The sequence below is a fragment of the Psychrobacillus sp. NPDC093180 genome (assembly GCF_044754065.1).
Classification (GTDB): Bacteria; Bacillota; Bacilli; order Bacillales_A; family Planococcaceae; genus Psychrobacillus.
In genome coordinates, this window is the sequence record NZ_JBIVOJ010000005.1 from 40,555 (window position 1) to 52,855 (window position 12,301).

Sequence of the window (12,301 nt, forward strand, 5' to 3'; positions counted from 1 at the left end):
AATATATTAGGAGGTAAGTGCATTGAAAACGTATAGAGCATTAGTAAATGGAGAATGGAAAACAAGTTCGAGTGACCAATTTATTATTTCTTACAATCCTTATAATCAAGAAGGATGGGCACGGATACCGCAAATGACAGAAGGTGAAATCTCTGCATCAGTGCAATTTGCTTATAAGGTTTTTAAAGAATGGAAAAAAACAAGTGGCCTAGAGAGAGCATCACTTTTACACCGTTTAGCCGATCTAATCGAAGAAAATGCAGAACATTTAGCTATTATTGAATCCAAAGACAACGGAAAAATTATAAATGAAACAAAAAACCAGGTTATGTTTACTGCTAGAAATTATCGATATTTTGCAGGTTATGCTGATAAATTAGTTGGAAATCTAATTCCTTTAGATAATAAAGACTTACTTGATTACACTAGTATGGAACCGCTCGGTGTTGTTGCACTAATCACAGCTTGGAATTCGCCTCTGTCACTACTTGCGAACAAATTAGCACCAGCACTAGCGACTGGAAATACAGTTGTAATAAAACCTTCAGAATATGCAAGTGTTTCAACACTTGAATTTGGAAAATTGATTCAAGAAGCAGGGTTTCCACCAGGTGTAGTAAATATCATTACTGGAGACGGTCAAACTGGGGATACTCTTATTCGACACCCTCTTATATCGAAAGTCAGTTTTACAGGAGGTGCTCAAACGGCACGCGTCATTTCAAGAGCTGTTAGCGAGAACTTAATCCCCATTACTCTAGAGCTTGGGGGGAAATCTCCAAATATCATTTTTGAAGATGCAGATCTAGAAGAGGCTACTGTAGGTGCCATTGCTGGAATATTTGGTGCTTCCGGTCAAACTTGTATCGCTGGATCACGTTTACTCGTTCAACGTACGATCCTAGATGAAATAATATCTGGATTAAGAAGGATTACAGAAACTATAAAGCTTGGTAATCCTCTGAACTCTAGCACTCAAATGGGTCCAGTAGCCAATCTTGCTCAATTCAATAAAATTCTACAGATGATTGAATCTGCAAATGAGGAGGGGGCAGAGCTTATTTGCGGAGGTTCTGCACTTGAACATAAAGATTTAAATGGGTATTTCATAAAACCTACAATTTTCTATACTGAAAATCCTAACCTAACTATTGCCTGTGAAGAAGTTTTCGGTCCTGTACTAACTGTAATACCTTTTGATACGGAAGAAGAAGCTATATATCTAGCAAACAATACAGTGTATGGATTATCTGCGGGAATTTGGTCCAGGGATATCAAAAGAGCATTGCGAATGGCACAAAATATAGAAGCAGGAAATGTGTGGATAAATACTTATCGTACTTCCGCTATTGGAGCTCCTTTCGGAGGTACTAAACAAAGTGGGTACGGAAGAGAGAGAAGCTGGCATACGTTATATGAATACACTCAAATGAAAAACGTAATGATAAATTTATCTGAAGAGAAACGAAATCCATTTTCCATACAATTATAACGATTAAAACTAAGTTAAAACACTTAGTTAAATTGATGTCGACTATTAAAGGAGGGTACCAGGTGAATAGTGGAAACTTCAATGGACTGCGAATTCTAGAATTATTAGAGAATCATAGATCCATTAGAAAATTTCAAGACAAAGTAATTCCAGATGAAGAAATAAAGAAAATTATTTCGGCAGCTCAAACAGCTTCTTCATCTAGTAATGGGCAGGCATATTCCATTATAAATATAACTAATCAGCAAACAAGAGAGAAGTTAATGGGGTATGCAGGAGGTCAACGACACATACTAGATTGCTCCCATTTTTTTGTTTTCTGTGCCGATCTTCATAGAATTGAAAATATAGCGAAATTATCCAACGTAGATATGACAGAATCTTTAGAGAGTACGGAAATGTTTATTATAGCGACAGTAGATGCTGCTTTATTCGCTCAAAACACAGCGATTGCGGCAGAAGCTTTAGGATACGGTATCGTTTATACTGGTGGGATTAGGAATAGTCCGGAATTAGTTACAGAAATCCTCCATTTGCCAACTCGAACGTATCCGGTATTTGGTATGTGCATAGGTTATCCTGATAATAATGATATTCCGGGTAAAAAACCGAGATTGCCAATAGAAAGTCTGTTTTTTGAAAATGAATATATTCATTTTGAAGAAACAATAGAATATATTGATGAATATGATCAAACTATGAAAGATTATTATGCTAATAGAGAACAAAATAAAAGCAAAAGAAATTGGTCTGAAACAATAACAGATAAACGTAAAGTACCAAGAAGACTTAATATGAAATCATTTTTAAATGATCAAAAGTTTTTATTGAAATAGATTCATATTGATAACTACAGAACACTTACAAATTAATTAAGGAGCTATTAAAATACAAATTTTATTGAAGGAGGTAATGAACAATGGAAGACTATGTAAAAGTAGGGAATCTTCATGTAGCAACAGTGCTCTATGAATTTATTAATTTAGAAGCTCTACCAGGAAGTGGGGTGGATTTACATCAGTTTTGGTCCGATTTTGAAAGACTCATAATAGATCTTGTTCCTAAAAATAAAAAATTGTTGAAACATAGAGAAACCATACAGCAAAAAATAAATAAATGGCATAAAGAAAATAAAAACTTTGACATGAAGTCGTACCAGTCTTTTTTAGAAGAAATCGGTTATTTGGAACCGGAAGTAGCGGATTTCCAAATACAAATTGAAAATGTAGATGAGGAGGTGGCGATTAAAGCAGGTCCACAGTTAGTAGTACCTGTAGATAATGCTCGTTTTGCACTTAACGCTGCTAATGCTCGATGGGGGAGTCTTTATGATGCATTGTATGGAACAGATGCTATTAGTGACGATGACGGAGCAGCACGTACAGGAATCTACAATCCAGTACGAGGAAGCAAAGTTATCGCTTTTGGAAGAGATTTTCTCAATCAAGTTATTCCTCTAGAAAAAAGTTCCCATAACGAGGTTATAAAATATATCATTCAGGATGGAACATTGGAGGTTTCACTCAATAATGGTCTAAAAACTAGACTAAAGGATGAAAACAAATTAGTAGGTTACCAAGGTAATCCAGATAGTCCAACAGCAATTTTATTTAAAAATAATGGACTTTATTTCGAAATCCAGTTTGATGGTAATCATCCTATTGGAAAAATAGATCACGCAAGTATTAAAGATATTCTTCTTGAATCCGCATTAACAACAATTATGGATTGTGAGGATTCCGTCGCAGCAGTTGATGCTCAAGATAAAGTTTTAGTATATCGAAATTGGCTAGGTTTAATGAAAGGAAACTTGACTGCTTCCTATACCAGAGATGATAAAACTTTGACGAGAAAGCTAAGTCGTGATCGAATATACTGTTCTGCTAAGGGAGAGGAATTTTCATTAAAAGGTCGCTCGCTAATGTTTGTACGTAACGTAGGACACTTAATGACGACTTCAGCTGTACTGAACGAGGAAGGTGGGGAAATTCCTGAAGGAATATTAGATACGGTTTGCACTAGTCTAGCAGGAAAGCACTCCCTTTTAGGTACTATGAATTATCAAAACTCATCTAAGGGTTCAATCTATATCGTTAAACCGAAAATGCATGGTTCAGAAGAAGTTGCGTTTGCAAACGAACTATTTAACAACGTCGAAGATATGCTTGGACTCCAAAGACACACACTAAAAATAGGTGTAATGGATGAGGAGCGCCGAACATCATTAAACTTGAAAGCTTGTATTCGTCAAGTAAAAGATAGAGTGGTATTTATTAATACAGGTTTTTTAGATCGAACTGGAGATGAAATTCATACTTCTATGGAAGTTGGACCAATGATCCGTAAAAATAATATGAAATCTTCACCATGGATAAAAGCTTATGAAAAATCAAATGTAGATGTAGGTCTTACTAGCGGTTTGCAAGGCAAGGCTCAAATAGGTAAAGGAATGTGGGCGATGCCAGACTTAATGGCCGAAATGTTGAAGCAAAAGATTGGGCACCTTAATGCTGGAGCAAATACGGCCTGGGTACCTTCACCCACTGCAGCTACTTTGCATGTTCTGCATTATCATCAAGTAGATGTAGCGATGGTACAAGTAGAATTGGCAAAGGACACTAGTGATTTAAGAAATGAAATTTTGGAAATTCCAGTAAGTAATAATCCTAGTTGGTCTCCATTAGAAATACAACAGGAATTGGATAACAATGCACAAGGAATTCTAGGATATGTAGTTCGTTGGATAGATCAAGGAATTGGATGCTCCAAAGTGCTGGATATTGATAACGTTGCACTTATGGAAGATCGTGCGACTTTACGTATTTCTAGTCAACATATTGCCAATTGGCTGCACCATGGTATCTGTTCGAAAGAACTTGTACTTGTTACGTTAAAGAGGATGGCGCAAGTCGTTGATAAGCAAAACTTAGGCGATATTAACTATCATCCTATGTCGCAAAATTTAGATCAATCTATTGCATTTCAAACTGCCTGTGACTTAATATTTAAGGGTCATGAGCAACCTAATGGTTATACGGAACCGATACTACATCGTCGTAGAATTGAAGCTAAGAATAAACTTATATTAAGTCAATAACTAGTATATTTCCATTTCCATCAAATACCTTTCTAACTAGAAAAAAGTGTTTGATGAAAAATAACAAATAACTTGTTGATAGGAGCGAAGGGTAATGAAGTTTGCTAGATTCACGGCGGATTCTATCATCTACACTGGTGTCATTGAAGATGAGATTATCAATGAAATTAGAGGGGATATTTTTGGAGATTGGACGTATACAGGGAATTCTTTTTCGGTAAATGAAGTAGCATATCTTGCTCCTATAAAGCCAAATCAAATTATCGGGATTGGTGCAAACTATGTATCGAATAAGGAAGAGATTCCTGCGAGTCTACCCGAAATTCCTGTATTTTTCTTTAAGCCAACTTCTTCTGTCATTGGTCCGGAAGACGCAATTGTTATACCTAAAGGAATCACGGAAGTTAAATTTGAATCGGAATTAGCCATTGTTATCGGAAAAGAAGCAAGAAACATTGCTGAAGCAAAAGTATTGGATTATATTTTTGGATATACAGTTACGAATGATGTGACAGCCCCACAATATTTTCATAAAGACGGACATTGGACTATTGGAAAATCGTTTGATACATTTACTCCCCTTGGTCCTGTTATTGAAACTAAGCTTGATCCATATCAAGTTCAGGTAAAAGCCAGACTTAATGGAGAAGAAAAACAGAATAGTGGAACAGAATTAATGATTATTTCAATTACTAGAATGATTTCCTATCTTTCTGCTATCATGACACTAAAACCTGGAGATGTGATACTTACTGGTAGCCCAGTCGGAGCAGAACTTATTAGTGTAGGTGACATTATAGAATGTGAAATAAATGAGATTGGTAAGCTGCGAAACACCTTAGTGACTATGGGGGAAGGCTAGCTGGTAGCTGGATAAAAAAATTAATAGTAAAAGTTGTATAATATAATTAGGGCCATTCAGCACTTCCGGTATGGCTTTTTCTTGTTGCTTAGTGTGGCGTTGTATGAATTTCAGAACATACGTGGAGTATTGGTGTCAGATTCAGAATTTCAAGGATAAGGTCAGAGGTAGCTTTTGCAATATTAGTCGTAGAGATTCTGCCATTTAAGCAAAAAAATAACCCATCCTTGAGTTTAGATGAGTTATTTCTATTTGTTAGCCGATACCTTTGAGGGAACCTCATTATAATTGATTGTTTGATACAACAACATATTCAGTCTTTTTTATTAAAAGCTAAATAGAGTTTGTATTCCAATTTAGTGAAAAGTACTAGGTTCTGAATGAATTCTGAAGTGTGTTAGAATCTGGCACTCTTTTCCTATTTCTTCATCAACCGAATCTTCTCTTCATCCGGAGTAACAAACAGCGTAGTCTGCTCAAAATAAATAACAAACCCCGGCTTAGCCCCACTTGGTTTCTTCACTTGTTTGATCACTGTATAATCGACTGGCACAGAAGCCGAATCCCGAGCTTTACTAAAATAAGCGGCAAGATTCGCTGCTTCTAGCAATGCTACTTCCGAAGGATTATCAGAATGTATAACAACATGGGATCCTGGGATATCCTTTGTATGAAGCCATGTGTCTGATTTCTTGGCTAGCTTGAATGTGACGAAATCATTTTGTTTATTATTTTTGCCCACAGAAATTTCTGTGCCGTCTGAGGCGATGAATTTTTCTGGTGTTGGCTTCAATGGTTTTTTCTTCTTTTTTGATGCTCTTGCTTTCAGTAAGCCTTGTTCCATTAGTTCTTCTCGAATTTCTTCGATGTCGGTTGGTGATGCTTGCATGACTTGTTGTAGTAGTAATTCGAAATAGGCGATATCGTCTTTTGTTATTTCAAATTGCTGTTCGATTTTTTGTAAGGCTGTTTTTGCTTTTGTGTAGCGATTGTAATAACTTTGTGCATTTTGGGTTGGTGTTTTTCGTGTATCCAATGGGATGATGACTGTTTTTTGATCTTCATCGTAATAGTTGACGAGCTCCACTTCTGTTAACCCTTTTTCCAATGCATACGCATTTGCCATTAGTAGCTCTCCGTACAATTGGAATGTATCTAGTTTTTCTGCTTGTTCAAAATCTTTTTGGAGTTTTTTCATTTTCAGCTTCAATTTGTTTAATTCGTTTTGAAGCCATCTTTCTAAATCTCCAGCTTGTTGTTTTACACGGTCTCGCTCCGCTTTTGCGAAATATACACGGTCCAGTAAATCACCTAGTGTTTTTTCGCGAAATTTGTCGCCATCTAGATGAGTTAATTCGTTTGGTGAATAATACGTTTTTCCACCAGATTCGACAATTTGTATTGCGGCTCCTCCTTGCTCAAATTCCTTCATATATTCCTTGTATATTTCGACACGATTCGCACCGCTTTGGAATCGATGTATTAATTCTTTTGCGTGCAGGGGAGAGAAGCCAGAAATTTGCTCCACGATTTCTTTCGATTCATTGGCTGATTGAATAACATGAAGCAGTGCCTCTGAATATTCTAAAGGATGGTGCTTATTTTGGGCAGGTGGTGCAATATAAGGTTGCCCTGGTAAAATCGTTCGGTAACTATTCATGGAAGGAGATAGATGCTTAATACTTTCCAAGATCAGATTGCGCGTTGGATCTATTAATAGTAGGTTACTGTGACGACCCATTACTTCCATATGGATTTCTCGTGTAATGTCGTCCCCGATCTCATTTTTACTTTGAATGTTGAAAATGATAATTCGATCTGTTTCATGTTGTTTAACAGACTGAATGATGCCACCTTCTAAGTGCTTGCGTAATACCATGCAAAACAGTGGAGGTTGTGCTGGGTTATCGATTGTTTCATTTGTAATTTGTACACGTGAATAAGAAGGGTGTACAGAAAACAATAATTTAAAGTTTTGTCCTTGTGCTCGGATATGCATTAAAATTTCTTGCGCATTAGGTTGATGTATTTTAGAAATACGTCCTGTAACTAATTGCTGCAGTTCTGTTGTCATTGCTATAGTAAATAAACCATCAAAAGCCATAATTGTATCCTCTTTCAAATCTTTATCGTCGAACTAGCCAATTGCCACACCTTCGGCAATAACGCTTTTCTAATATGATATCATTTTAATGGAAACTTGTGTTATAATCAGTTAAGTATATATTGCAACAACGAAACGGAGTAAGCATATATTTGAAGGAGACGTTATGCGAAGAGAAAAAGGTATATTAATCGTTTTATCAGGTCCGTCCGGAGTTGGTAAAGGGACAGTGAGAAAAGAACTGTTTTCCGAGCCTGGAACAAATTACGAATATTCCATTTCTATGACTACGAGACTTCCAAGAGAGGGAGAAGTAGATGGAGTGGATTATTTCTTTAAACAGAAAGAAGAATTTGAACAGTTGATCGGACAAGGGAAGTTATTAGAGTATGCCTCATATGTCGGCAATTATTATGGTACTCCCATTGATTATGTAAATGAAACGCTCGATTCTGGGCGCGATGTATTTTTAGAAATCGAAGTACAAGGAGCAGCACTTGTACGAGAAAAAGCACCTGATGCACTTTTTATATTCCTTGCGCCGCCTAGCTTGTCTGAGTTAGAGCAACGACTAATAGGCAGAGGAACAGAAACCGAAGATGTGATCAATTCAAGAATCCAAGCTGCGAGACAAGAGCTTGAAATGATGCATCTATACGATTATGTCGTGGAAAATGATGAAGTTGCAAGAGCTTGTGCAAAAATCAATTCCATCGTTGCTGCAGAGCATTGTAGACGTGAACGTGTGGAAAAAAGATATTTAGCAATGTTGGAAGGGGAATTTTAAATGTTATATCCATCAGTAGACCAATTAAAAAATCAAATCGATTCTAAATACTCATTAGTGAGTGTAGCTTCTAAAAGAGCACGACAGTTACAAGAAGAAGGCGGCGAGCGTTTAACTTCATACGTATCTGCGAAACAAGTTGGGAAAGCGTTAGAGGAAGTTGCAGCAGGCGAACTGGCAATTGAATCATCTAACGAAAATGTTATTTACGAAGACGAAGTGTAATAAGAGATGTATGAAACACCTCCCAAAGAATCTAATCTTTGGGAGGTTGTTATTTAGAGGGGAGAAATTAAGATGTTAACTTCTAAAAAAATAGTCGTATGTGTCACTGGAGGGATTGCGGTATATAAAGCGGTTGCACTCGTAAGTAAGCTTTCGCAGGCTGGTGCCAATGTTAAAGTAATCATGACGAAATCCGCGATGGAATTTGTACAACCTTTAGCTTTTCAAGCGATGTCTAGAAATGATGTGTACTTCGATACATTTGATGAAAAAGATTCTAGTGTGATTGCTCATATAGATTTAGCCGATTGGGCAGATTTGATTATTGTGGCACCTGCAACTGCGAACGTTATCGGTAAGCTTGCGAATGGAATAGCAGACGATATGGTGACGACTACGTTACTTGCGACTACTGCAAAGGTTTGGATTGCACCGGCGATGAATGTACATATGTATGAAAATGCAGCGGTTATACGAAATATCGATCAACTTTCAAAAGACGGATATTCATTCGTAGAGCCTTCTGAAGGTTTTTTAGCATGTGGTTATGTTGGAAAAGGCCGTTTAGAGGAGCCAGAAAAAATTGTACAGCTTGTGGAAGATTATTTCTCGCCAAAGGATTTACCGCTTAAAGGGAAGAAAGTCGTGGTAACTGCTGGTCCTACTAGAGAAAGAATAGACCCTGTTCGCTTTTTGACAAACTTTTCAAGCGGGAAAATGGGCTATGCGATGGCAGAAGCAGCGGCTGATTTAGGTGCAGAAACGATTCTTATTTCTGGCCCTGTAAGCATTAATCCGCCGTCCAATGTCAAACTTGTTTCGGTAGAAAGTGCGAAAGAGATGTATGAAGCGGTTGTAGAGCAATTTGATAACGCTTCGATTGTTATTAAAACAGCAGCAGTTGCGGATTATAAACCGAAAGAAGTACATGACCGAAAGATGAAAAAGCAACCGGGGGAAGCGACGATTGTTCTAGAGCGCACAACAGATATTCTAGCAGCGCTTGGTGAAAGAAAAACAACTCAGTTATTAATAGGGTTTGCTGCAGAAACGAATGACGTCACCCATTATGCAAAAGGAAAGCTGAAAAAGAAAAATGCGGATTATATTGTCGCAAATGACGTTACAGAAGCTGGCTCAGGATTTGGTACGGATACGAATTCCGTTACATTAGTCGGGAAGAATGATGTGGAAATACATTTTGCTCATTTGCCTAAAAAAGAACTTGCTATCCAATTACTGCAGACGATTATGAAATTAGAGAAGCCTGAGTCAAAATGATCGTTGAAGTAATTGTTGATGTCTCTGCCTATCCAATTGATCGTCCCTTTGACTATATTGTACCTGAAGAATTAGAGACCCTTGTAGAACGAGGAAGCCGTGTGCATGTTCCTTTTGGTCCTCGAAAAGTGCAAGGATTTATCACGAATATAAAAGAACAAACGGATTTGGATATATCTAAGTTAAAGGCGATTCACTCTATTATTGATGTAGAGCCTGTTATGACGGAAGAGCTGTTGCAGCTATCTAAATGGCTGACAAATAAAACACTTTGCTATGAAATTGATGCTTTGCAGGTTATGCTTCCAGCGGCATTGCGTGCTACTTATAAGAAAAATATTAGATTAGTTGACCCTTCTGCATTAGATGATGATTTTTTAGCGCTTTTTGGTAAAAAAGATGTCGTTTCTTATGAAGCTATTGAAAAAGCTGGTTTACTACGTGCCATGAAAAAGTATTTGGCCGATGGAGCAGTTCAATTAGAAACGGTTATTAAACAGCATGCCAAGGCAAAAACTATTGCGAAGTACAAAGTAACTGCAGATAAAGAATTTATCGTGGAGCAGTTAAACGGTTTAACGAAACAAGCAGTGAAGCAAAAAGAATTGATCGAATGGCTCTTAAAGCAAGAACAAACCTCTTTTACAATGAAACAATTGGCTGAACTAGCAAATGCCACAAATAGTACGGTAAAAGCTATACTCGAAAAAGGCATTTTAGAAAAAGAAACGGAAGAAATTTACCGTGAAATAACTTCCTTAGACTATCAGGATGTAGACAAACGATTTAAGCTTACAGAGGAACAAACAGATGCGCTAACGAAGATAAATCATGCACAGGAGCATGCCGAAAACACCACATTTCTTTTACATGGGATTACCGGTAGTGGAAAAACAGAAATCTATCTAAACGCCATCGAACATTCTATTTTAAATGGAAAGCAAGCAATCATGCTTGTACCTGAAATTTCCTTAACACCTCAAATGACACGCCGTTTCAAGCTGCGTTTTGGTGACCAGGTTGCGGTGATGCATAGCGGCTTATCCATCGGTGAAAAATACGATGAATGGCGGAAAATATGGCGCGGAGAAGTAAAAGTGGTGGTCGGTGCTAGATCTGCTATTTTTGCTCCGTTCAAAAATCTTGGTATCATTATTTTAGATGAGGAACATGAGTCGACTTATAAACAGGACGACAATCCAAGGTATCATGCGAGAGATGTAGCGATCTGGCGAGGGGAATATCATCAATGCCCGGTTATTTTAGGAAGTGCTACGCCTTCTCTTGAATCATATGCACGGGCATCTAAAGGTGTTTATTCTTTACTAACATTGAAAATGCGTGCAAAAGAACAGGCACTACCAACTGTCAATGTAATCGATATGCGTGCAGAGCTGAAAAACGGCAATCGATCTATGTTCAGCGTGGACCTTGCAGATGCTGTAAGAGACAAGCTAGAGAAAAAAGAACAAATCGTGCTGTTTTTAAATAAACGAGGGTTTTCTTCCTTCGTCTTATGTCGAGACTGTGGAACGGTAGTAGAGTGTAAACAATGTGATATTTCCTTAACGTACCACCGTGCAGGAGAACAACTAAAATGTCACTATTGCGGACATGAAGAGCCTGTTCCAACTAAGTGTCCAGAATGTAATAGTGAGCATATCCGCTTCTTTGGCACTGGTACGCAAAAAGTGGAAGAAGAAATTGCGAAACTGTTTCCGTATGCAAGAGTACTGCGAATGGATGTGGACACGACCAGAGCTAAAGGAGCGCATGAGCGAATTTTGAAGCAGTTCGGGGACGGTGAAGCCGATATATTACTTGGCACACAAATGATTGCCAAGGGACTCGATTTCCCGAATATCACACTAGTAGGTGTGTTAAATGCTGATACGACTCTCCATCTAGCAGATTTCCGAGCAGCGGAAAAAACGTTTCAATTGATGACCCAAGTAAGCGGGAGAGCTGGAAGACACGATAAAGAAGGACAAGTATATATTCAAACGTATACGCCAGAGCATTATGCGATTGAATTATCTAAATCTCAACTTTATGAACCTTTTTACCATACGGAAATGCTCACGCGAAAACAGTATGGATATCCACCTTTCTACTATTTAACATTAGTGCAAGTAACACATGAAAATGTCTTGCTTGCTTCTGAATATGCTAAGCTTGCGACGGATTGGCTAAGAGCAAATTTTTCGTCCACGACAATGGTCGTTGGGCCTACTGCAAGTGCGATAAGTAAAATACAAAATAGATATCGTTACCAATGTTTGATAAAATACAAAAAAGAACCATTATTAATCGAAAAACTACAGCAATTAATAAAAATGTACCGTACGGATTGGATAAAAAAAGGCGTTATATTGACGATTGATTTAGACCCTTCCACTATTATTTAATTTTACTTCCGCAAACAAAACGCTGAATAAAGGAACTCTGGCTAA

9 protein-coding genes are annotated in these 12,301 nt (G+C 37.6%); 8 read left to right on the forward strand and 1 reads right to left on the reverse strand.

Annotation, left to right across the window (positions count from 1 at the left end; all coding sequences use genetic code 11):
- The first annotated feature begins 22 nt into the window (after nucleotides 1–22).
- The 4 genes from ACIP9W_RS08730 to ACIP9W_RS08745 all read left to right on the forward strand — a co-directional run bounded on the left by ACIP9W_RS08730 (nucleotide 23) and on the right by ACIP9W_RS08745 (nucleotide 5,451).
- Nucleotides 23–1,492: an aldehyde dehydrogenase gene (locus tag ACIP9W_RS08730; protein WP_400788276.1), complete on the forward strand. Its 1,470-nt coding sequence runs from the start codon at nucleotides 23–25 to the stop codon at nucleotides 1,490–1,492.
- Nucleotides 1,493–1,554: 62 nt separating this feature from the next.
- Nucleotides 1,555–2,328 carry an oxygen-insensitive NADPH nitroreductase gene (gene nfsA, locus ACIP9W_RS08735; protein WP_400788278.1) on the forward strand — a complete coding sequence of 258 codons (774 nt, stop codon included), beginning with the start codon at nucleotides 1,555–1,557 and terminating at the stop codon, nucleotides 2,326–2,328.
- 83 nt (nucleotides 2,329–2,411) lie between these two features.
- On the forward strand, nucleotides 2,412–4,589 hold the full coding sequence (locus ACIP9W_RS08740; RefSeq protein WP_400788280.1) for a malate synthase G: 2,178 nt from the start codon (nucleotides 2,412–2,414) through the stop codon (nucleotides 4,587–4,589).
- A 94-nt stretch (nucleotides 4,590–4,683) separates the two neighbouring features.
- Complete coding sequence (locus ACIP9W_RS08745) at nucleotides 4,684–5,451, forward strand: fumarylacetoacetate hydrolase family protein (RefSeq protein ID WP_400788282.1); 768 nt, start codon at nucleotides 4,684–4,686, stop codon at nucleotides 5,449–5,451.
- Between the two features lie 418 nt (nucleotides 5,452–5,869).
- Here the strand turns inward: ACIP9W_RS08745 and ACIP9W_RS08750 are convergent, their stop codons facing one another.
- Nucleotides 5,870–7,555, reverse strand: coding sequence for an Rqc2 family fibronectin-binding protein (locus ACIP9W_RS08750; protein ID WP_400788284.1), 1,686 nt, complete (start codon nucleotides 7,553–7,555; stop codon nucleotides 5,870–5,872).
- Between the two features lie 166 nt (nucleotides 7,556–7,721).
- Here ACIP9W_RS08750 and gmk point away from each other — a divergent pair, with 166 nt between their 5' ends.
- From gmk to priA, 4 genes are all read left to right on the forward strand, one after another.
- Nucleotides 7,722–8,342 carry a guanylate kinase gene (gene gmk / locus ACIP9W_RS08755; protein ID WP_282245470.1) on the forward strand — a complete coding sequence of 207 codons (621 nt, stop codon included), beginning with the start codon at nucleotides 7,722–7,724 and terminating at the stop codon, nucleotides 8,340–8,342.
- Complete coding sequence (rpoZ, locus tag ACIP9W_RS08760) at nucleotides 8,343–8,567, forward strand: DNA-directed RNA polymerase subunit omega (RefSeq protein ID WP_142537712.1); 225 nt, start codon at nucleotides 8,343–8,345, stop codon at nucleotides 8,565–8,567.
- Between the two features lie 72 nt (nucleotides 8,568–8,639).
- Nucleotides 8,640–9,848: a bifunctional phosphopantothenoylcysteine decarboxylase/phosphopantothenate--cysteine ligase CoaBC gene (gene coaBC / locus ACIP9W_RS08765; protein WP_400788286.1), complete on the forward strand. Its 1,209-nt coding sequence runs from the start codon at nucleotides 8,640–8,642 to the stop codon at nucleotides 9,846–9,848.
- A complete protein-coding gene (priA, locus tag ACIP9W_RS08770; RefSeq protein WP_400788288.1) occupies nucleotides 9,845–12,256 on the forward strand; it encodes a primosomal protein N' in 2,412 nt (803 codons plus the stop codon). Before coaBC ends, priA begins: the two co-directional genes overlap by 4 nt.
- Nucleotides 12,257–12,301 lie beyond the last annotated feature (45 nt).

Coding starts and splice junctions, on each gene's coding strand:
- ACIP9W_RS08740 (WP_400788280.1), top strand. CDS start 2,412: ATGGAAGACTATGTAAAAGTAGGGAATCTTCATGTAGCAACAGTGCTC.
- ACIP9W_RS08745 (WP_400788282.1), top strand. CDS start 4,684: ATGAAGTTTGCTAGATTCACGGCGGATTCTATCATCTACACTGGTGTC.
- ACIP9W_RS08750 (WP_400788284.1), bottom strand. CDS start 7,555: ATGGCTTTTGATGGTTTATTTACTATAGCAATGACAACAGAACTGCAG.
- gmk (WP_282245470.1), top strand. CDS start 7,722: ATGCGAAGAGAAAAAGGTATATTAATCGTTTTATCAGGTCCGTCCGGA.
- rpoZ (WP_142537712.1), top strand. CDS start 8,343: ATGTTATATCCATCAGTAGACCAATTAAAAAATCAAATCGATTCTAAA.
- coaBC (WP_400788286.1), top strand. CDS start 8,640: ATGTTAACTTCTAAAAAAATAGTCGTATGTGTCACTGGAGGGATTGCG.
- priA (WP_400788288.1), top strand. CDS start 9,845: ATGATCGTTGAAGTAATTGTTGATGTCTCTGCCTATCCAATTGATCGT.